Raw genomic sequence first — 19,981 nt, 5'->3', positions numbered from 1 at the left:
TTATCATAACACACCATATCCTCTGACATAAAATGCGTCTCGTTCTGTTATTTACCTTTTGTACGTTACTAAATTCTCCGCTTTGGGCGCAGCTTGAAAATCTCGGAAAAACCGTTAATACTGAATTTAACGAAATAGCGCCGATTATTTCCCCAGATGGGAAAACGGTTTATTTTTCCAGAATCAGCCATCCTCAAAATACAAATGGAACAAAAGGAAGCCAGGATATCTGGTTTTCAGAATTAAAAAATGAACAATGGACCGCGGCGCGCAGACTACCTTCTCCACTAAATAAAGAACAATACAACAGTTTATACAGCATTACACCTGACGGAAACACCCTTTTACTCAAAGGAGCTTACAAAAACGGGGTATATGAAACCCGGGGTTTTTCACTAAGCAAAAAAACAGCAAGAGGCTGGTCTGCTCCTAATAAGATTGAGATTCCCGGATACTCAAAAACAAGTAAAGGACAGTTCGACTGCGGTTATTTATCGACGGATGGAAAGGTCTTGGTTATGTCTTTCAGTGAAAAAAAGAACAGCAAGGTTGACGATTTATACGTTAGTTTTAAGCAAAAAGATGGTACCTGGACGAAGCCGATGAATCTGGGAAAAGAGATCAATACGGAGGAATTTACTGAAACAACCCCTTTTCTGGCTCCGGATGGAGTGACATTATATTTTTCAACAGACAGAAAAGGCGGACAAGGAAGTAATGATATTTATTACAGCAAGCGTATCGACAAATCCTGGAAGAGATGGAGTCGTCCCGTTAATCTTGGATCAGCTATCAATACGGATGGCTATGATGCCTATTATACAATTTCTGCGGCGGGCGATTATGCTTACATGGTTTCCTTTAAAGGCACAGAGGGAAAAGGTGATGTGGTCAGATATAATTTACAGCCAAAAGTTGTGCCGGGTGATACGGCAACCACAAAACCCGTTGTGCCGACATCAGATCCCGTCGTTATGATCAGCGGTCGTGTGATTGATTCTAAAACGGGAAAACCGATTGAAGCAACCATTATTTATGAAACGCTTCCTGACGGTGAGGAAGCAGGTACCGCAACCACAAATCCAACAACAGGAGAATATAAAATTATACTCCCTTACGGTCAGAAATATAGTATGCGCGCTGTCGCACCCGATTTTATTGCAGAGGGCGAAAGTATAGATCTGACCGATTCAACGGCTGACGGGAAAGGGAAAAACTACAAAGAAATTACTAATAAATCGTTGAAATTAATTCCGATCGAAGAAGGCCAGATTGTACGTTTGAATAATATTTTCTTTGCATTTGGAAAAGCGACTTTGAGCAAAGAATCTTTCCCCGAACTTGATAGAATCGGCATCACGATGAATGATAATAAGAAATTATTTATCGAAATCGGTGGACATACCGATAATGTAGGCGGAAATGAAGCGAATCTAAAACTATCACAAGACCGGGCAGATGCAGTTCGGGAATATCTGATAGGCAAAGGAATTGAACCTGATCGTGTTCAGAGCAAAGGCTATGGAGAGACAAAGCCCGTTGCTAAAAATGATACACCCGAAGGCCAGCAAATTAACAGACGCGTTGAGTTCAGGATTTTGAAGAAGTGATAAATTGCCGGGTTTAAGACCCTTCACCTCTGTTTCGTCGTTTAAAATCCCAATTACTAACCGTTTTTTAATCCTTCCGCCTCAAATTAAGGCGTACATTTGGTGAATAATTACTCCTTATGACTTCTAAGAAATCTCCGGCAATCGGATTTATATTTATCACTCTGCTCATTGATGTAATGGGACTTGGAATTATTATTCCGGTCATGCCGAAACTTATCAGTGAACTTGTTGGCGGCAGTTTAAGCGATGCGGCCAGGTATGGAGGCTGGATTTTATTCTCTTATTCTTTTGTACAGTTTGTCTGCGCGCCGATAGTAGGAGGTTTGAGCGATCAGTTTGGCCGCAGGCCTGTATTGTTAGCTTCATTACTTGGCTTCGCACTTGATTATCTTTTTGTTGCCTACGCTCCAAGTATTGTCTGGTTATTCGTTGGCCGCATTATTGCCGGGGTTATGGGGGCCAGTTTTACAACGGGTGCTGCCTATATCGCAGATGTCAGTACGCCAGAAAAACGTGCACAAAATTTCGGTTTGATCGGTGCCGCCTTCGGATTAGGATTTATAATCGGACCTGTACTAGGCGGATTGTTAGGTCAATATGGCTCCCGCGTTCCGTTCTTAGCAGCAGCAGGATTATCCATGCTTAACTTTCTGTACGGGCTATTTATATTACCAGAGTCTCTGAAACAAGAGAATCGAAGGAAATTCAGCTGGAAACGCGCAAGCCCGATTGGTGCTTTAAAACACTTGCAAAAATACCCTGTCATTTCCGGTCTGATCATTTCTCTGGCGTTACTTTATGTGGCGATGCATGCCGTTCAAAGCAACTGGTCGTACTACACGATGGAGAAATTTCAATGGAATGAAAGGATTATAGGTTATTCACTCGGTGCGATGGGATTGTTAGGTGCTATTGTCCAGGGAGGATTGATAAGGTTGATTATTCCAAAAATAGGACAGAAAAGAGGAGTTTATGTCGGCTTATTCTTATATTCTGTTGGCTTTGTTCTTTTTGCTTTCGCGCGTGAAACGTGGATGATGTTTGCTTTCATGGTTCCCTACATTCTGGGAGGAATTGCGGGGCCGTCTTTACAAGGTATCATATCAACACAGGTTCCATCCAATGAACAGGGAGAATTACAGGGAGCACTTACCAGTTTGATGAGCCTTACTTCTATTATCGGTCCACCATTGATGAGTAATTTATTTTACTTTTTCACCAAATCAGAAGCACCCGTTTATTTCCCCGGAGCGCCTATGTTGACGGCAGCAGTACTGACATTATTAAGCGCATATCTGGCCAGAAAAAGTCTTAAAAGTAATTTTTAGTATATATTGAAGAAACTTAGCGAAAGCAGTAAAAGAAAAACGATTACCCAAAGGATATCAACAAAGTGCCAATAACGGGTAATTAATTTAAGCTGCAAACGGTTTGGCGGATTAACGCTGTAAACAAAAGAATCCACATAAGTCCTGTTCTTAAGTGCTTTACGGAAAATAATGCCCATATAGATCACACCAATCAGGATATGCAGCAAATGTAGCCCGGTAAGCAGATAAATGAATCCTGAAGAAGAATTTATATTATTAAAACTCCCGTTCTCGATCATTTCAATCCAGCCGCCTCCTTGTAAAAACATGAAGGTAATACCGAGCGTCAGCGTTGCAGCAAGGAAAATACGATAGTGCAGGAAGCGTTCCTGAATAAAAGCAAGATTTGCTTCGTGAAGTGTGATACTGCTAAAAAGAATAACCAGCGTACTTAGCCAGAACATATCCGGAAGTGCCACAAACCTCCAATTGGCACCGTCCATTCTCAGAAAATACTCAATAAAAATAACGGCGAACAAAAGCGAACTACCAATAACTCCAAGCCAAAGCATGAAGCCGAAAGGCTCTCTTCGCTTTGTGAAAGGATTTTCTTTGTCTTTGGTAGAGTGTTTAGGACTCATTATTTCTATTTTCTTTATAACAAAGTAGGAAGATTACACGAGACTATAAGTTTTACAACGAGATTTTTTTATGTTTCTGTACAACAGGTCAGACAAATATTATTTCAACAGCCCCTGCCAGATTTTGCATTCTTTAAAATGTGCTGACAAATCTTTCTCTTCCTGAAAAATACCATACAATGTTGACCCGGATCCGCTCATGGCCGCATAAGCGGCACCTGTTTTGTAAAGTTCATTTTTGATCTGCTGCAAAACAGGGAATTTAGGAAAAAGCGATTCTTCAAAATCATTTTTAACAGCTGATTTCCAGTCTGATAACGGCAGTTTCAATAATTCTCTGAGATCCGTTTCGGATTGACGAGGCTTAACTCCCGAATAAGCCTCAACAGTCGAAATATGTAATCCCGGATTTACCAAAACAATCCATTTACCTGCAAGTGTTAGACTAATCTCCTCAAATTTGTCACCTTTCTCATAACAGTATAAGGGTTTATTTTCAATGAAAAAGGCACAGTCACTGCCCAATCTACGCGCATAATCCAATTGTTTTTCCAAAGAAATATTCAATAAAAACAGATCGTTCAAGGCTTTAATTGTAAAAGCGGCGTCGGAGGACCCTCCGCCAAGCCCCGCTCCGATTGGAACAGCTTTTAATAAATGAATATTAACAGCCGGGAAAGTATAATCCGCTGCAAGCATTTGATATGCTTTTGTACAAAGATTATTGGAAAAATCGCCGGGGATAGTAATTCCGTCCGATTGAAACGCAAATTTTTCTGACCGTACTATTTCCAAAGCATCGGACCAGCCCACCGGATAAAAACAGGATTCGATATTATGAAAGCCATCCGACCGTTTTTCAACGATATTTAGTCCTATATTAATTTTTGCGTTTGGAAATACAAGCATAGAATTTAAAATTAGTCCACAAATATCCGCAGTAATCGTGCTAACTTGAAAGTGCGCTTGAATAAATATGTGTTAAAAGTTATCAACTGCGAATTATTCAGGTTCTTATCTAACCCATAACTTCTTGGAAAACACGATTAAAAAAATTCTGGCACTTGGATTAAGAGAGGAGTCACTCGCTAAATTACTTCCTCTGCTTGAAAAAGTTACGTTTCAAAAAGGACATATGCTTTTCAAAGCCGGGCGAATTGAACGCTCTGTTTACTTCATTGAACAGGGAATTGCGCGCGCTTTTTGCTATAAAGAGGATAAGGAAATTAACTTCTGGATTGGCTCTGAATCAAATATTTTACTTTCCTACAATAGTTTTTTCCTTAACAAGGCCGGGTATGAAAATATCGAACTTCTGGAAAACGCAGTATTGTATAAAGTGTCAGACTCGGTACTGATGGATTTATATCAGACTGATCTGGAATTTGCCAACTGGGGGAGAAAGCTGGCTGAATCAGAATTGATTAAGCTGGAAGAATCTTTTATCTCGCGACAATTCAAAACAGCAAAAGAGTGTTACGAAGATTTCATACGTTCCAGCCCGGACATTCTTCAACGCGTCCAGCTTGGCCATATCGCTTCCTATTTAGGCATTAGTCAAGTGACGTTGAGCCGCATCAGAGCTGAAATCAAATAAATCTATTTTTTAACAATTGTAAAATTTTGTCTGAAAAAACAAGGCGACCTTTGTGATAGTAATGGCAGACAGCTAACTGCAAGTTATTAGCTTATTCACTAACAAAGTCGAAAATGATTTCCTGGATACTTCTTTTTATTGCCGGCGCGTTCGAAATTGGTTTTACGACTTGTCTGAAACTTTCAGACAATTTCTCAAACGTGAAGTGGAGCGCGGCGTTTTTTGTTTGTATTATCTGCAGCTTTCTGTTTCTAAACAAAGCCATTCAGACTATTCCCTTAGGTACAGCATATGCAGTTTGGACGGGAATCGGGGCGGTAGGTACCGTGTTGATGGGAATCTTTTTTTATAAAGAACCAGCCGATTTCTGGCGATTATTTTTTGTATTTCTATTAATCGGATCAATCATAGGATTAAAAATGGTATCGAAATAATCTTTCGATACCATTTTTGAAAGTCATTTATTTAGCGTCTCCCCATCTCCACTCCTGCCCTATCACAAGTTCCTGTTTCAGGCCTTGCGAGATCAGATAGTCTCTGGTTTTAGTATCTGAAAGTTTTTGCCCTTCAAGCTTTTTAGCATCTGAAAGTGCGAATAAACACATTGAAGCAATTCTCACAGTATTTTCAAGCTGCTCTTTATTAACAAGATCAAAATTATCGCAGTCGGCGTGGTAACACTGGATCACATCAGGCGCCAAAGTTCCGGACAAGCCAGCCACAGGAATTCCTTCCAGCATAAACGGCTGGTGATCGCTGTGCAGACCTGCTCTGTTCGCTTGCTCATTTTTGTAAGCCGGGTCAATATTATGAATTGCATCACCAACTCCTTTGAAAAAATCAGTCATTTCAGCTTTGCCAAATGCATTGATTCCCTTTGGATCATTGGTCATATCCAGGTTCATCATATAACTTACTTTGTCAATGGCTCCGGTACGTTTCAGTTCGCTGACAAAATGTTTTGAACCTAAAAGTCCCTGCTCTTCTCCCATGAACAAAACAAATTGGATCGTGCGTTCCGGCTTAATTTTAAGCGCTTTAAAAGCACGGGCTATATCCATCACAGCGAACGATCCGATTCCATTGTCAATGGCTCCTGTTGCAAGATCCCAGGAATCTAAATGTCCGCCGATAATTACTTTTTCGTCCGACCTTCCTTTAAGCGTAGCAATTACGTTTCTGGCTTTTATCTTTTTCGAAATGTTATGCATTTCCACATGCGCCTGCAGCGGGCCTTCGTCTTTCAGCCAGCCACGGATTTCTTTTCCGCTATCGCTTGAAACACAAACCGCAGGAATTGAAATAATTGCACCTGTTACTGAAGCAGTTCCTGTCAACAATATTTTGCCGGGAGCCTGGTTCACCATCACGATTCCATCTGCACCATACTTGATCGCAAGTGCGGTCTTCTCTGAACGGTGAAGATTTTTCTTTCCTGTCACCCCAACAAGACCAATATTGGCAAGGACGATTTTACCTTTTATTTTATCTTTAAGTGCTTCAAAATCTTCTTCAAGACCGTTTCCAACGTCCACAATTTCACCTTTCAGGTTCGCTTCTACCGGCGAATGCGCCAAAGAAACAACCGGAACTTCACGAAAATTATCGCTGCTTGAAGGAACGATGCTTAATGTTACAGTATCACGCATCCAGGCCTCTACTTCAAAAGGCTGATAGGAAACGTCAGAAAAACCATAGCTTTTCAGTAAATTGAAGGCATATTCCTCTGCTTTTTCCCCATTGGCACTTCCCGTCAAGCGATGACCAATCGTTTCGGTAGCTTTACCCAGCGTCTCATACGCTTTGCTGTTCTTTCTTACTTCAGTGTCAAAACGTGTAAAAGTTTTCTCCCATTTCTTATCCTCTGAATTGAATGCAGCGGTTAAAAAGAATAATCCGCCGGCTAATGCAACTAATATTATTTTTTTCATAATTTCCTTAAAAAGGACGATGTAGATTTACAGAATCTAAGTTAACAAAGAATTTCGTTTTAATTATCTCAGGGAAATAACTTAGACTCAATTTAGGATTCCTATACAAAGAACAAGCTTTCTCCAATCATTTAAAAGTGCATAAATCAAATTTGCCATTAGCTATAAAAATAATTGAAAATTCATTAAAAGTGTAATATATACACTTAATAATTTGTTGTAATATGATACAAATTCAACATTTTTGTATTTCGGAAATTTGTCTGTTAATAATTATAATTTTTCTATCAAACCGACTAACTCAAAACGATAAATATGTATTTCCTGGGATTCGATTTAGGCAGTTCATCAATAAAAGCTTGTCTTTTGCATGCAGACACCGGGCAGGTAGTTGCTTCGGCTTTTTACCCTGAAAAAGAAATGGCAATAGCCGCTCCAAAGCCAGGTTTCGCAGAACAACAACCAGAACAATGGTGGGAAAATGCATGCCTTGCCTCCCAGGCAGTCATGAAACAATCCGGAATTTCGGCAGATGCTGTTGGCGCAATCGGCATTTCTTACCAGATGCACGGTTTGGTGGTTGTTGATAAAGATCTGAACGTATTACGTCCGTCCATTATCTGGTGCGACAGCCGCGCGGTTGAAATTGGGAATAAGGCGATGGAATCGATTGGGGAGAACAAAGTTTTACCTCATCTGCTTAATTCGCCAGGAAACTTCACAGCTTCGAAATTAGGCTGGGTGAAACAAAATGAGCCTGATGTATTTGCAAAGGTGCACAAGTTTATGCTACCCGGCGATTATCTGGCGGCTAAGATGACGCAAGAAGTTGTAACCACGCCGTCAGGATTATCAGAAGGAATTTTCTGGGATTTTGTGGATGAAAAACCCGCCGATTTCCTTTTGGATTATTTTGGTTTTGATAAAAATCTGATTGCCAAAGTCCTTCCAACATTTTCTGAACAAGGCCGCCTTACTGCCGATGCCGCTGTATCACTAGGCCTTAAAGCAGGAATTCCTATTACGTATCGCGCAGGAGATCAGCCAAATAATGCGTTTTCCCTAAATGTGTTAGAACCGGGAGAGGTAGCAGCGACAGCGGGGACTTCCGGCGTTGTATATGGCGTCAGCGAACAAATCAAGTTTGACGAGAAGTCAAGGGTCAATACATTTTTACACGTAAACCACACGGTTGAAGCTCCTCGATATGGCGTTTTACTTTGTGTAAATGGAACCGGAAGTTTGAACAGCTGGCTGAGAAATACATTATTGCAGGGAAATGTTTCTTACCCGGCAATAAACGATTTGGCAGCAAAGGCACCAGTTGGTTCTGATGGACTGCTATGCCTTCCTTTTGGAAATGGCGCAGAAAGAATGCTGGAAAATCAGGATCCGGGAGCAACTTTCCAGGGACTTCAATTCAGTCGCCATGGAATAAATCACTGGACACGCGCTGCTCAGGAAGGTATTGTCTTTGCCCTATATTATGGTATGGAAGTAATGGAAACGCTTGGTGTTTCTTTGAAAAATATAAGAGCTGGTGAAGCAAACATGTTTTTAAGCCCGGTTTTTCGTGAAACATTTGCCAACGTTTCAGGCGCAACCGTTGAGCTTTTTAATACCGACGGAGCACAGGGTGCTGCGCGCGCAGCAGGTCTGGGCCTGGGTTACTACAAGAGCCGAAACGAAGCTTTTGTCGGGTTATCTGCCCTCCGGACTATCGAGCCGGATTCTTCATTAAAAGAAGCAACAAAAGAAGCCTATGGCAAGTGGAAAGAAGCGTTGATTAATAGTTAATTGTTTTTCTTAACATATTTGCAGAAAAAAAACCGGGGAGTCAGCTTTCTAAAGTTGACTCCCCGGTTTTTTAATTATTGATTAAAACTTCAATTTTTCCGCTAATACTAACGACTAATTCGCATAAAATTTAATCATTAAGAATACCATAATCAAATATTGATTATATCTCTAATTTATTCGTTACGAATAGTTTCAAGAATTTTCTTTTAGGTATTTTTAGTCAGCTTACTTCATCAATACACATACTGACTATGAATAATATTTACCTGAAAGGGCTACTGCTTATGCTGTTGGCCAATGCTTTCTCTTCTGCATCTGCCCAAATTTATTCCAATGTTTTTACAGGTTCCTCATCATGCCCGACACCTGGAAATCTTCCAACTGTGGCAACCAATGCATCGGGAACGGTGGTCACGAGAAACACCATCACCTGTATGGCGGCGTCAAACGTATTGAACTCTTCAACATTAAATAACACGGCTGCCATTAATGAGAGTTCTTACATCGAATTTTCAGTGACACCAGACATCGGGTATCAATTGAACATTACTTCGTTGAGTTTTTTCATTCAGGGTAGTATTACCGCTCCTAATCAGTTGGAAGTTCGTTACAGTTCAGATGGTTTCGCAACGTCTACAAACTGGGGCGCGGCACCAAAAACGGTTACGTCTCCCGGTATAACGAATGTGTGGGATTTTGATGATATTTCAACGATAGCCGGAGAGACGGTAACATTCCGATTTTATCCCTATGGAACACAAAGATCTGATCTCGGAACCACAAGAGCATCAGCCAGCGGGACGATAAGGCTTGATAATATCATTTTAAATGGAACGGTTTTAAATCCCATGCCTGTCAAATTGATCACATTTCAAGGAAGTTCCAACAAAAACACAATTACCTTAAAATGGCAGACTGCCTGGGAGGAGCAAAATGAGGGATTTGAAATACAGCAAAGTACGGATGCTGTGAATTTTGAAAAGGTTGGATTTGTAACGGGGAACTCAACGACAAAATCCAGCTCGAATTATGAGTTTTCATATCCGGTATCGTTTTCTGACAGAATTTATTATCTCCGTTTGAAGCAACTTGATATCGACGGACGATTTGAATATTCCAAAATTATTTCGCTCAAATCTTCTGACTCCGAGAAGGATGAAGATTATATATATCCTAATCCTAGCCGAGGAAATTTCACTTTATCATCTTCCAGGGCAAGATCCGAACACCTAAAACTTTTTGATAGGACTGGAAGAGAGATCAATATTCAAACTTTTCAAACGGATCACGATGACGTTTTCAAAATCCAGGTGAAGAATACTATACAACCCGGTTTATATTACCTGCGCATAGCAGATAAAGAAAATCCTGTAAAAGTGTTGATTGGAAATTAGCTACTTGATCATATACCCTTAATCTGAAGCTCCGAAGTTCTGAAAAAGAATAAGGAGCTTCATTTTTTATGAATTCAAAAGTCCCGAAGTTCAACCTGTGACCAGACAATCTGAAAATTCGGATTGCTATTTTTAAAATTAGGCTATTTTTGCACCATGATCCAACCAACGCCACCGAATGAGAAAAGTTAGTTTAAGTGATTCTGGCCCAAAAGTATCAGAAGCAATTTATGGTTTCTGGAGATGGAAAGATGAAGGTACGGCTACCACTTCATCTATTGAAAAAACTGTAAATCTGTGTTTGGAACTTGGTATAAACACATTTGACCACGCCGATATATATGGTGACTTTACCGTCGAAGAATATTTCGGAAAGGTTATTAAAAATAAATCTTTTAAAAGAGAAGATATCGTTTTGTTCAGCAAATGCGGTATCCGGAAGTCTGACGACGGCAACTTTAAATATTATGATACGTCGAAAGAACATATTGTAAGCAGCGTCAATGGTTCTTTAAAGAGATTGAATACCGATTATCTCGATATATTCCTGTTGCAACATGCTGATTTTCTTGCTGATCCGGAAGAAACTGCCGGAGCATTGGCGGAGGTTGTAAAATCCGGGAAAGTAAAACATATTGGTGTCGCAAACTTCTCAGTTTTCCAGCATCAATTGCTTGCTTCGTTTTTGCGTATTCCAATTGTGACGAACCATATTGAATTAAACTTAATGAACACAACGGCGATCGAAGATGGCCGGATTGATTTTATCAAACAGTGTTTCAGTAAACCATTGGCATGGGCTCCTCTGGCCGGCGGACGAATCCTCGATGGAAAGGATGAGAAAGCGGTTGCGCTACGGGCGAAACTGGAAGAAATCGGTAAAAAGTACGATGCAAACATTGAACAAACCGCAGTAGCGTGGCTTATGAAGCTGGGCACTTTACCAATCGTAGGCTCACTTTCAGAATCGAGAATAAGAAATGCAGCAAGTGCGTCGGATATCAAATTAACGCATCAGGATTGGTATGAAATCTATCAGGTCACTGGCAAAGTAAAACCTGATTAAGGATTTATTTCCAGTGCCAGACATATAATCCAAGCCAGATAAACCTCCAGGTAACTGCCAAGATCATAATGATCAGGAATCCCAAAAAGGCTCTATCAGCAGAGAAATTTCGGTACGGGTCCATATAAGCGTGATATTTAGAACTATGTCTTACGGTTGTAAGTGAATCAATGGCTGCCTGCCTAAACCACTTCCGACCGGCGTAAACATAAATCGGGACCAGACCATGTCTGATCCCGATTTTACTTTTTCCCTTACCCACCCCGACTCTTTTATCAATAACCTTCACGCAGATCAGCTGACTATCTGCTAAAATTTGCTTGTCTGTTTCATAAGACTTATAAAATAAATATGTCCCGGTTACCAGTGCGATAAGAAAAGGAATCCAGCCCCAAAATTCTCTTTTTTCATTTTTCATATAAAACTTTAAAAGCGGCTCTGTTTAATCGAAATAAGAATAATTATTCATTAAATTAATAAACTTATCTTCTTCCTAGCTCGTTCTCACCAGTAAATAACTTATCTGAAAACACACAAAACAACATGAAAAAATTATTTGTTTTTGCTGCTTTATTATTAACGGTAACAACGGTTTCTTTTGCACAGGATTCTGATTCCACCAAAACCCAAAAAGCAGTTGCAGCTACGAAAGCAACCGCAAAAAAGGTTGGAGCTGAAATTAAAAAGGATGCGAAAATTGTAGGAAAAGGTGTGAAGAAAGGCGCTGTAAAAGTTGGCGAAGGAGCTGAAAAGGCGTATGACGGGACAAAAAAAGTAGCCAATAAGGTAGGCGCGGAAGTGAAAGCAGAAGCGAAAAAGCTTTAAGCCCGGTCGAAAATAGACTGTTCAGTAAAAAACTGCCTCTAATGAAGCGGTTTTTTACTGAACGATTATTGCCTATGTCATTTTTTACTAAGCACGATACTCCATGTATTTCCACTAAAAACCTTATACTTCTCAGAAAAATTTGCCATATTGATTCCAAGAGAGAAATTTAACAAACTATTGAAATAACCTACATCAACGCCTCCCTCTACTTCACCGAAAGTATTTACATATTTAACGGTTCCTTCATAAACCTTCGCTTTTTCGTTAAAAATCTGCACTCTGATATCTTCTCCGATTTTAATTCCTAATTGATTAAAAAGCTTTTTGTCAATATCAGTCCAGACATTTCCGTATTGAATATCAAGAATTGGTATAGTCCCTTTAACTTTTCCTTGTTCAAACGAAGGTTTTTGATAATCAATTGTTACAACCTGATTTGGAAGCTTTTGTCCTACTTCCGCATAAGTTATGGTTTTAGAAGCAAGTCTGGCACCAGTAAAAGCATACACATCCCGGCCGTGAAAGGTATAAGATTCATTTGAATTTTTCCTGCGATTTTTTACTTCGTCGATTTCTCTCACCTCTTGGATACCTAATTGCTCTGCAACAAGCGTCAGCGTTCCATTATCCGGGGTTACAAAATAATGTCCAGACCGGGTTAGTAATACGACAGATTTTCTTTCTGTGCCAACTCCCGGATCGCAGACAGAGACAAAAACGGTTCCCGCCGGCCAGTATGGTGCCGTTTGAACCAGACGGTACGATGCTTCCCAGATATTGTAGGCCGGAATTTCATGGGTTACATCAAATAGCTTCAGGTTCGGCGAAACGCCCATCGCAACACCTTTCATAGCAGAAACAGCCCCATCTTTTAATCCGAAATCAGATTGAAAAACAAGGATATTATTTTGTGAGTGACTGCTAAAAGAGATGAGCAATAAGAGTACAAGTATTCTGCAGGTCAGTTTCTTAAACCTGAAAATTGTAAAACAGGAAAATGGGATCATATCGCTTTCGAAGTTTTAATTCATCGTGGATAGAAAATGTATTTCGTAAAGTTAAAAAGTTCACCGCGACTACCTTCTTCAAAATTGTCATTGGCACAAGATTTTAACCGTAGACTGTAATTACTTTACTCACTTCATAAATTAAAATTCATGGCAGTTATCGGCGAGCTTATCAAAAAAGCGATTGATCTATCGGGTTATATAATGCGGGACCCAGATCCGGTCAAGGAGCAGCGGGAGGTTTTGAATACTCTTCTGGAAAAAGCAAAATTAACGGCCTTTGGTAAAGCATATAATTTCAGAGAGATATTGGAAAGCCAGGATATTATTTCTTCGTTTCAAAAGAATGTCCCAGTCCATGATTATGATAAAATGAACGCCGATTGGTGGCACTATCTGCTGGAAGGCCACCAAAATGTTACCTGGCCGGGCGGACAAAAATATTTTGCGTTGAGTAGCGGAACTACCAGCCATAGTAAACACATTCCGGTGACTGATGAGATGGTTGATGCGATCAGGAAAAGCGGCATTCAGGAAATAATGAATCTGAAAGCTTTTAATCTGTCTTCTGACTTTTTTGAAAAACAGATCCTGATGCTCGGAAGCAGCACCAATTTAATCGAAAAAGACGACCACCTGGAAGGTGAAATCAGCGGGATCAGCGCAAGCAATATCCCGGGCTGGTTTAGCGGTTATTATAAGCCGGGCCGCGAAATTGCCGACATAAAAGATTGGGACGAACGGGTTAAAAAAATTGCCGAACAAGCTGCCGACTGGGACATCGGATGTCTTTCCGGAATTCCTGCATGGATTGAGCTGATGCTAAAAGAAATTATCAAATACCACAAGCTTGATAACATCCATCAGCTCTGGCCCAATCTGCAAGTCTACACCACAGGCGGTGTTGCCTTTGAACCTTATAGAAAAAGTTTGGAGAAACTGCTTGCCCATCCGCTGATCTATATCGATACTTATCTCGCTTCCGAAGGTTTTATTGCCATCCAAAACCGGCCCGAAACTACTTCGATGGCTCTTTTCACAAATAGTGGTATTTTCTTTGAATTTGTCCCGATGGATTCAGAAAATATTGATGATGATGGCTTGGTCAGAGATGGTGCTACGATACTGCCATTTGAAGACACCGAAGAAAATATAAATTACGTTTTGCTGATTTCTACAGTTTCAGGTGCCTGGCGTTATATGATCGGCGACACGGTGATGATTACCGACAAATCGAGAGCTGAAATTAAGATCACCGGACGAACAAAACATTATCTCAATGTCGTCGGAGAACAACTTTCAGTTAACCAAATGAATGATGCGCTGAGAGTTTTGGAAAAAGATTTTGATGTAGTGATGACTGAGTTTATTGCAGCAGCGATAAACAGAGATAATGAATTCATTCTTAAATGGTATATCAGTTGCGATAAATTCCCGGATTCACTCAAAGTTTCAGAAACACTCGATAATGCCTTACAGAACAGCAATAAAAATTATAAAGTCGCTCGTGGAAAAGCTTTAAAAGGGGTTGAGGTTGTTCTTATCCCGGAAACCACTTTTCACAAATGGAGTGAAGAGACCAAAAAATTAGGCGGGCAGGTCAAAATTCCAAGGGTAATGAAAGAAGAAGATTTTCTTGAATTTGAAGCGTTCGTTAACGCGAATTCATAAAGCGGGTTTTTGTGATTCCAATAATCTGACCTGTTCCACAATGTCGTCCGGAGAAAGATATAAGCGGGCAATTTTCTGTTTATATCTCTCCGGTAATTCGGCGTGGTTAAGGATAAATTTTTTGGTTTCGATAATGTAATAAGCCAAACCATGCGTAACCGCGAAAGTATCAGCAACTTTTTCTGCTTGCTGAATATATTTAGTTGAAAACAGGTAGCCAAAACCAAAACGGATCATACCAAAAATAGATCGGTTATGATAATCCATAATATGGCCTAGCTCGTGCCCTATCCAGCCCACCATAATGTCCGGGGGGATTTGATGGATAGGAATCGCGGTGTGCGTAAGCTTGAATAATGCGCTGATATTAATCTGATAAGCCCAGTTTTTCCGCGAAGAAAACATGGTTTTAATTTTCGGCTGCGCCTGCATCACTGATTTTTTAATATTTTGTTTAAACACAAAATCAATAGGGACGCTTTGTAATTCCGGATAAAAAGAGAGCGCTTTTAATACTTCATTTTCAATCACCTTCGGGACTTTTTTATTTTCACGAAAGTGGTCAAAATTGTCTGGATTATTAAAATCTGAATTATTCATAAGCCTAGAATGCGTGGGGTATACTAACTCAGTTATAAAAAAACTGAACCAATCAATCTTTTAACTTTTTTACATCAACTTTTCTCAGAATTTCTTTTTTATCAAATAACAAGCGCCATAATGCAAACGAAGGTGTTCTATCACCCAAGCAAGTTTTGCAGATCTGTATATCAGCCGGAAGATTGTACACCACCGTTGTATCATTCAATGGCTGAACATTATCGCTCAACGGCGTATTGCTGCTGGCACTATATAAATATGCATGCAAAAGCTCCTGTTCCTTTTTATTCAGCTTTATATTATTGGTATCGCTGGCCGTTAACAACGATATTTTGACGCCATACTCTTTTTGTAATGCTCCAATAATAGCAACTTTCGAAGGATCAGCACATAATTCAGTAGAATTTTCCGGATTTTTTGCCAGTGCTTCCAGAAGAGATTTCTGAGACAACTTTGAAATTTTTTTGCCCCATTCATCCACAGTATAAATAAGCTGTGTATTGGTGACACGTACAATTTTTGAAGCCTTGATTTCAGTCGAAAGCTCTTTTGTATTTTCCAACCGTTTGTTATTACAGCTGTAAAAACACAAACTCAAAGCGAGACAAGATAAAATGCGGTTCATTAGAAGTCAAATAAGTTATGGTAGCGAAGAAAGTTCAGTATCGGATTTAGAAAACTGACACATTTTTCCTTCTGTATTGATCAACATCATTTACAACTTTGAAATTCAAAACAGACAACGAACGTACGAAAAACATTCTTCAACCTAAAATGCGTATCTTTGTCGCCCGAATATGCAATGCCAAAAGACATTAACGCGATATGCAAGATAAATTAGAAGCTATAAAAGAACGTTTCGAAGAAGTTTCGCAACAGATTATACAACCTGAGATTGTTTCCGATTCTACCAAATATTCCAAACTAAGCAAGGAATATAAGGATTTGGGCAAGATTGTAGAACAATATGCAATTTACCAAAAGCTTCAAAAAGACATTGCAGGCACAAAAGAAATGATTGCCACGGAAAAAGACGAAGAGCTTCGTCAGATGGCAAAAGAAGAACTGGATGAATTACTTCCTAAAATGGAAGAAATGGATTTGATTATCAAAGAATTGCTAATCCCAAAAGATCCGAACGATAGTCGTAACATTATTCTTGAAATCAGAGGTGGAACGGGTGGTGATGAAGCATCAATTTTCGCCGGCGACTTGTTCCGCATGTATCAGCGTTTCTTTGAAAAAATGGGTTGGAGATCGTCCATTATGGACTTTACAGAAGGAACAAACGGCGGATATAAAGAGATTATTTGCAAAGTTGAAGGAGAAGATGTTTACGGAAAAATGAAATTTGAATCCGGTGTTCACCGTGTTCAACGCGTTCCGCAAACAGAATCACAAGGCAGAATCCATACTTCAGCAGCTTCTGTGGCAGTTTTACCGGAAGCAGAAGAAGTTGATGTTCAGATCAATATGAATGACGTCCGAATTGATACATTCATGTCGTCTGGTGCTGGTGGACAGTCAGTTAACACAACTTATTCTGCGGTACGCCTAACCCACATTCCGTCGGGATTGGTGGTAAGTTGCCAGGATGAGCGTTCTCAATTAAAAAATAAGGACAAAGCTTTGGGTGTTTTGCGCTCACGTCTTTACGAGATCAAATTAAAAGAACACAACGACGCGGTAAGTTCTCAGCGTAAATCGATGGTGGGAAGTGGTGACAGATCTGACAAAATCCGGACTTATAATTATCCGCAAAGCCGTATCACAGATCACCGTATCGGTTATACAGTTTACAATTTACCGGCAGTAATGGAAGGTGATATTGCCGAATTTATTGAGCGTCTGCGTATTGCAGAAAATGCGGAAAGAATGCAGGAAGGCGATTCGTTTTAATTTCCAAGTTCGTTCAGGAGCTTCTTTTCTGTAGCTGATATTAGTTATAGAACCAAACCAACCAAAATGCAGGCGCCCCCGAAAGAGTCAAAATCTTGGTTGTTGCCATTATGTTTCTATAAACAGCATATCCCGATGGGATGAATCGACTGTCAGAATTTAAGAAAAAATAAAAAAGCAAAAAGCAAAAAGGCAAATAATACAACAACCATTTGCCTTTTTGCTTTTAAAACTATACTATCTACTCGAATAAATCTTTTTGTAAGTCTTTGCTTTATAATCTTCAAATGATTCTTTTTTGTGAAAGTTATCACCAAAAAAAGTAATCACCTCATGAAATTCCTTTGCCTTCATATAACCAGGCAATGGCTGGATCATTTGAAATTTATCATCTAAAAATACAGTCGTTGGATAACTTGGCTGGTTATTAGTTAAAGCCATTGCGATCTGATGTACACCCTTTTTCCCTTGCGGTACAAACTCAAACTTTTGATCGCCGATTGTTATTGGGCCGGTTTGCTCCGCATCCAATTTTACAGCGTAGAATTTTTTATTTATATAATCGATCACCTCAGCGTTTTTGTAGGTTTCCCGATCCATTACTTTACACCAGCCACACCAGTCAGTATAAATATCAATTAATATTTTTCGCGGTTCTTTCTGGTTTTTCGCATACGCCTGCTCAATCGTCAGCCATTGAATTTCAATCTCCTTTTCAGGAGAAGAATCTGTGCGAAATGCCGTTAAGCCTGTCAATAAAATACAGGAAAAAATAATTGTATAAGTCAGTCGTTTCATTATTGATTGAGTGCGTACTGGTAGGAAACGAATATTTAATACAAATAATTTTTTCGTCTCAGTTATTAGAACGAATTTAAAATAAAATACCGTTTAGATCAGACGATTTTCCAAATTCAGTTATTTCCAAATATTATGGAAGCAAGTAAAGTTATTCCTCTGATACGAATTTTTGATGAAGCCAAAGCAGTAGAGTTTTATATTGATTGGCTCGGTTTCACGATTGACTGGACGCACCGGTTTGGAGATAACTTTCCACTTTACCTGCAAATTTCAAAAAATGGAATTGTTTTGCATTTGACAGAACATCATGGAGACTGCACGCCCGGCAGCAAGGTTTTTATCGAGTGCACCGGATTAACGGAATACCATCAGGAATTACTGGAAATGAATTACCGGTTTAACCGCCCGGGATTAGAAGATGCCCCCTGGAACGCCAAAACGATGGAAGTTTCTGATCCTTTTGGGAATAAATTACTTTTCAATGAATCTAAAGGATAACTTTTTCCTGCCACGAATACACAAATTCCCACTAATCTTTCGTGGAAATTTGTGTATTCGTGGCAGGAATATTTTTTGTTTTATCTTTTGAAAGTGATACCAATAAGCCTCCGCCGATAATTAAACCCATTCCGATCATCATCGAAACTGTTGGAACCGCTTCTCCAAGCCAGAGCCCGAAAAACAACGCAAATAAAATATTTGAATAACCAACGGCAGCGATCCGGCCCGCTTTGTCAAACGTGAATGATTGCGTCATCATAATTTGCCCGATCATCGCAGTAATTCCCAGGGCAAGAAACCCAAACCAATGCGCCATGGTTGTAGGCCACTTAAAAGTTCCTATTAGAAAATCCAGATCTTCATTTGGAAAATAAGTGCCGATAATCATCGAAAAAATTGGTAAGATAATTCCGCTCAGCATGAAAGATAAAACAATAGCACGTGTATCATACACCTGTCCAAGCTGCCGGATGGCGAGATAAGCGACAGCAGTCAGCAACGCATTACCTAAACCGATTACATGATTTCGCAACGACATGGATAAGTCGGGGCGGAAAACAAACAATATTCCGCCGAACCCCAGCAGGATCGCAATCCACTCCTTACTGCTCAATTTTTCTCCGAGAAATAGCCAAGAAAGAAACGCGAGAAAAATCGGATAAGTATACTGATAAGTGGATGCTCTTCCCAGGCCCAGTGTCCGGATGGCATAAAAAAGCAGATAAAGGGATAATGTCCCGACTATACCTCTGAAAATAAGCAGCCCAAGTTTACCTCCCTTTTGCTTCATCGGCCGCTGTAAAATACTGGCCCCGATAAACAAGACGCCAATTATATTTCTGAAAAATACGAGTTGTACGATGTGAAAATCCTGGCTCAGCCATTTAGAAATCGCCGACATCAAAGCAAAGAAAAACGATGCGCAAAGCATCAAAAAAATTCCTTTTTGCGGTGCGGAAAGTGTTATGCGGTTTGTGCTGCGGGTTAACAAATCATTTAAAGTTTCGACAAAGATAAGGTATACGATTTTATCCGGCGAAGTTTAGTTCTTAAAAGCAGTATCCACACCCGCCATTAATTACTTACCTTTGTAAAGTTTTTGGTGCCAGAAGTTAATTTAACTTAATGGCTTAAAAGGGAATCCCGCGAAAACGGGAGCTGTCCCCGCAACTGTGAGTCTTATCCAAACATTGATCTGAACTGCAAAACCACTGTTCAAACGGGAAGGTATCTGATCAATAAGACAAGCCAGGAGACCTGCCAGAAATTATTCAACGTTTTGATTTTCGGAGGAAAAATCACAAAACCGGTTCGCTATGGTC

The 19,981-nt window shown here is 39.9% G+C and carries 20 protein-coding genes and 1 riboswitch; of the genes, 11 read left to right on the top strand and 9 right to left on the bottom strand.

Annotation, left to right across the window (positions count from 1 at the left end):
• Positions 1 to 32: 32 nt before the first annotated feature.
• Together BMY70_RS17170 and BMY70_RS17165 are read left to right on the top strand one after the other, a co-directional pair.
• Positions 33 to 1,610 (top strand): OmpA family protein, encoded by a 1,578-nt coding sequence (locus BMY70_RS17170; RefSeq protein ID WP_090337261.1) that lies wholly within the window; start codon positions 33 to 35, stop codon positions 1,608 to 1,610.
• A gap of 119 nt (positions 1,611 to 1,729) precedes the next feature.
• Positions 1,730 to 2,941 (top strand): TCR/Tet family MFS transporter, encoded by a 1,212-nt coding sequence (locus BMY70_RS17165; protein ID WP_090337258.1) that lies wholly within the window; start codon positions 1,730 to 1,732, stop codon positions 2,939 to 2,941.
• On the opposite strand, the gene BMY70_RS17160 is transcribed toward BMY70_RS17165, so the two are convergent.
• Positions 2,938 to 3,564: a cytochrome c oxidase subunit 3 gene (locus BMY70_RS17160; protein ID WP_090337256.1), complete on the bottom strand. Its 627-nt coding sequence runs from the start codon at positions 3,562 to 3,564 to the stop codon at positions 2,938 to 2,940. The genes BMY70_RS17165 and BMY70_RS17160 overlap by 4 nt on opposite strands.
• Before the next feature lie 99 nt (positions 3,565 to 3,663).
• Positions 3,664 to 4,473 (bottom strand): 4-(cytidine 5'-diphospho)-2-C-methyl-D-erythritol kinase, encoded by an 810-nt coding sequence (ispE, locus tag BMY70_RS17155; RefSeq protein ID WP_090337254.1) that lies wholly within the window; start codon positions 4,471 to 4,473, stop codon positions 3,664 to 3,666.
• 124 nt (positions 4,474 to 4,597) lie between these two features.
• On the opposite strand from ispE, the gene BMY70_RS17150 reads away from it, so the two are divergent.
• Both BMY70_RS17150 and BMY70_RS17145 read left to right on the top strand, forming a co-directional pair.
• Complete coding sequence (locus BMY70_RS17150) at positions 4,598 to 5,161, top strand: Crp/Fnr family transcriptional regulator (protein WP_090337251.1); 564 nt, start codon at positions 4,598 to 4,600, stop codon at positions 5,159 to 5,161.
• A 116-nt stretch (positions 5,162 to 5,277) separates the two neighbouring features.
• Positions 5,278 to 5,595 carry a DMT family transporter gene (locus tag BMY70_RS17145; RefSeq protein WP_090337832.1) on the top strand — a complete coding sequence of 106 codons (318 nt, stop codon included), beginning with the start codon at positions 5,278 to 5,280 and terminating at the stop codon, positions 5,593 to 5,595.
• A gap of 27 nt (positions 5,596 to 5,622) precedes the next feature.
• Here BMY70_RS17145 and BMY70_RS17140 read toward each other — a convergent pair whose 3' ends face one another.
• Positions 5,623 to 7,092, bottom strand: coding sequence for a M20/M25/M40 family metallo-hydrolase (locus tag BMY70_RS17140; RefSeq protein WP_090337248.1), 1,470 nt, complete (start codon positions 7,090 to 7,092; stop codon positions 5,623 to 5,625).
• 315 nt (positions 7,093 to 7,407) lie between these two features.
• Here BMY70_RS17140 and BMY70_RS17135 point away from each other — a divergent pair, with 315 nt between their 5' ends.
• From BMY70_RS17135 to BMY70_RS17125, 3 genes are all read left to right on the top strand, one after another.
• Positions 7,408 to 8,889: a xylulokinase gene (locus BMY70_RS17135; protein WP_090337246.1), complete on the top strand. Its 1,482-nt coding sequence runs from the start codon at positions 7,408 to 7,410 to the stop codon at positions 8,887 to 8,889.
• A gap of 254 nt (positions 8,890 to 9,143) precedes the next feature.
• Positions 9,144 to 10,286 carry a T9SS type A sorting domain-containing protein gene (locus tag BMY70_RS17130; protein WP_090337244.1) on the top strand — a complete coding sequence of 381 codons (1,143 nt, stop codon included), beginning with the start codon at positions 9,144 to 9,146 and terminating at the stop codon, positions 10,284 to 10,286.
• 178 nt (positions 10,287 to 10,464) lie between these two features.
• A complete protein-coding gene (locus BMY70_RS17125; RefSeq protein WP_090337242.1) occupies positions 10,465 to 11,352 on the top strand; it encodes an aldo/keto reductase in 888 nt (295 codons plus the stop codon).
• Positions 11,353 to 11,356: 4 nt separating this feature from the next.
• Here BMY70_RS17125 and BMY70_RS17120 read toward each other — a convergent pair whose 3' ends face one another.
• A complete protein-coding gene (locus BMY70_RS17120; RefSeq protein ID WP_090337240.1) occupies positions 11,357 to 11,770 on the bottom strand; it encodes a hypothetical protein in 414 nt (137 codons plus the stop codon).
• 125 nt (positions 11,771 to 11,895) lie between these two features.
• Between BMY70_RS17120 and BMY70_RS17115 the strand changes: the two genes are divergently transcribed.
• Positions 11,896 to 12,177 (top strand): hypothetical protein, encoded by a 282-nt coding sequence (locus BMY70_RS17115; protein ID WP_090337238.1) that lies wholly within the window; start codon positions 11,896 to 11,898, stop codon positions 12,175 to 12,177.
• A 77-nt stretch (positions 12,178 to 12,254) separates the two neighbouring features.
• Here the strand turns inward: BMY70_RS17115 and BMY70_RS17110 are convergent, their stop codons facing one another.
• Positions 12,255 to 13,187: an SAM hydrolase/SAM-dependent halogenase family protein gene (locus BMY70_RS17110; protein WP_090337235.1), complete on the bottom strand. Its 933-nt coding sequence runs from the start codon at positions 13,185 to 13,187 to the stop codon at positions 12,255 to 12,257.
• 150 nt (positions 13,188 to 13,337) lie between these two features.
• Here BMY70_RS17110 and BMY70_RS17105 point away from each other — a divergent pair, with 150 nt between their 5' ends.
• Positions 13,338 to 14,858: a GH3 family acyl-acid amido synthetase gene (locus tag BMY70_RS17105; protein ID WP_090337233.1), complete on the top strand. Its 1,521-nt coding sequence runs from the start codon at positions 13,338 to 13,340 to the stop codon at positions 14,856 to 14,858.
• Here BMY70_RS17105 and BMY70_RS17100 read toward each other — a convergent pair.
• Both BMY70_RS17100 and BMY70_RS17095 read right to left on the bottom strand, forming a co-directional pair.
• On the bottom strand, positions 14,853 to 15,458 hold the full coding sequence (locus BMY70_RS17100; RefSeq protein ID WP_090337230.1) for a hypothetical protein: 606 nt from the start codon (positions 15,456 to 15,458) through the stop codon (positions 14,853 to 14,855). The genes BMY70_RS17105 and BMY70_RS17100 overlap by 6 nt on opposite strands.
• A 52-nt stretch (positions 15,459 to 15,510) precedes the next feature.
• Complete coding sequence (locus BMY70_RS17095; protein WP_090337228.1) at positions 15,511 to 16,083, bottom strand: hypothetical protein; 573 nt, start codon at positions 16,081 to 16,083, stop codon at positions 15,511 to 15,513.
• Between the two features lie 200 nt (positions 16,084 to 16,283).
• Between BMY70_RS17095 and prfA the strand changes: the two genes are divergently transcribed.
• Positions 16,284 to 17,357, top strand: coding sequence for a peptide chain release factor 1 (gene prfA, locus BMY70_RS17090; RefSeq protein ID WP_090337225.1), 1,074 nt, complete (start codon positions 16,284 to 16,286; stop codon positions 17,355 to 17,357).
• 237 nt (positions 17,358 to 17,594) lie between these two features.
• Here prfA and BMY70_RS17085 read toward each other — a convergent pair whose 3' ends face one another.
• Positions 17,595 to 18,155 (bottom strand): thioredoxin family protein, encoded by a 561-nt coding sequence (locus BMY70_RS17085; protein ID WP_090337223.1) that lies wholly within the window; start codon positions 18,153 to 18,155, stop codon positions 17,595 to 17,597.
• A gap of 135 nt (positions 18,156 to 18,290) precedes the next feature.
• On the opposite strand from BMY70_RS17085, the gene BMY70_RS17080 reads away from it, so the two are divergent.
• A complete protein-coding gene (locus tag BMY70_RS17080) occupies positions 18,291 to 18,656 on the top strand; it encodes a glyoxalase superfamily protein (protein WP_090337220.1) in 366 nt (121 codons plus the stop codon).
• 31 nt (positions 18,657 to 18,687) lie between these two features.
• On the opposite strand, the gene BMY70_RS17075 is transcribed toward BMY70_RS17080, so the two are convergent.
• Positions 18,688 to 19,650, bottom strand: a complete 963-nt coding sequence (locus BMY70_RS17075; RefSeq protein WP_229209660.1) for a DMT family transporter — start codon at positions 19,648 to 19,650, stop codon at positions 18,688 to 18,690.
• Positions 19,651 to 19,742: 92 nt separating this feature from the next.
• A riboswitch (cobalamin riboswitch) is annotated at positions 19,743 to 19,938 on the top strand.
• Positions 19,939 to 19,981 lie beyond the last annotated feature (43 nt).

It is taken from the genome of Dyadobacter koreensis, assembly GCF_900108855.1.
Taxonomy (GTDB): domain Bacteria; phylum Bacteroidota; class Bacteroidia; order Cytophagales; family Spirosomataceae; genus Dyadobacter; species Dyadobacter koreensis.
This window is presented reverse-complemented; position numbering and strand designations above follow the sequence as displayed.

Excerpts from the sequence above, each read along its gene's own strand:
- BMY70_RS17170 (WP_090337261.1), top strand. The coding sequence starts at position 33 with ATGCGTCTCGTTCTGTTATTTACCTTTTGTACGTTACTAAATTCTCCG.
- BMY70_RS17120 (WP_090337240.1), bottom strand. The coding sequence starts at position 11,770 with ATGAAAAATGAAAAAAGAGAATTTTGGGGCTGGATTCCTTTTCTTATC.
- BMY70_RS17080 (WP_090337220.1), top strand. The coding sequence starts at position 18,291 with ATGGAAGCAAGTAAAGTTATTCCTCTGATACGAATTTTTGATGAAGCC.
- BMY70_RS17125 (WP_090337242.1), top strand. The coding sequence starts at position 10,465 with ATGAGAAAAGTTAGTTTAAGTGATTCTGGCCCAAAAGTATCAGAAGCA.
- BMY70_RS17100 (WP_090337230.1), bottom strand. The coding sequence starts at position 15,458 with ATGAATAATTCAGATTTTAATAATCCAGACAATTTTGACCACTTTCGT.
- BMY70_RS17130 (WP_090337244.1), top strand. The coding sequence starts at position 9,144 with ATGAATAATATTTACCTGAAAGGGCTACTGCTTATGCTGTTGGCCAAT.
- BMY70_RS17140 (WP_090337248.1), bottom strand. The coding sequence starts at position 7,092 with ATGAAAAAAATAATATTAGTTGCATTAGCCGGCGGATTATTCTTTTTA.
- prfA (WP_090337225.1), top strand. The coding sequence starts at position 16,284 with ATGCAAGATAAATTAGAAGCTATAAAAGAACGTTTCGAAGAAGTTTCG.
- BMY70_RS17135 (WP_090337246.1), top strand. The coding sequence starts at position 7,408 with ATGTATTTCCTGGGATTCGATTTAGGCAGTTCATCAATAAAAGCTTGT.
- BMY70_RS17165 (WP_090337258.1), top strand. The coding sequence starts at position 1,730 with ATGACTTCTAAGAAATCTCCGGCAATCGGATTTATATTTATCACTCTG.
- ispE (WP_090337254.1), bottom strand. The coding sequence starts at position 4,473 with ATGCTTGTATTTCCAAACGCAAAAATTAATATAGGACTAAATATCGTT.
- BMY70_RS17110 (WP_090337235.1), bottom strand. The coding sequence starts at position 13,187 with ATGATCCCATTTTCCTGTTTTACAATTTTCAGGTTTAAGAAACTGACC.
- BMY70_RS17095 (WP_090337228.1), bottom strand. The coding sequence starts at position 16,083 with ATGAACCGCATTTTATCTTGTCTCGCTTTGAGTTTGTGTTTTTACAGC.
- BMY70_RS17160 (WP_090337256.1), bottom strand. The coding sequence starts at position 3,564 with ATGAGTCCTAAACACTCTACCAAAGACAAAGAAAATCCTTTCACAAAG.
- BMY70_RS17105 (WP_090337233.1), top strand. The coding sequence starts at position 13,338 with ATGGCAGTTATCGGCGAGCTTATCAAAAAAGCGATTGATCTATCGGGT.
- BMY70_RS17085 (WP_090337223.1), bottom strand. The coding sequence starts at position 18,155 with ATGAAACGACTGACTTATACAATTATTTTTTCCTGTATTTTATTGACA.
- BMY70_RS17115 (WP_090337238.1), top strand. The coding sequence starts at position 11,896 with ATGAAAAAATTATTTGTTTTTGCTGCTTTATTATTAACGGTAACAACG.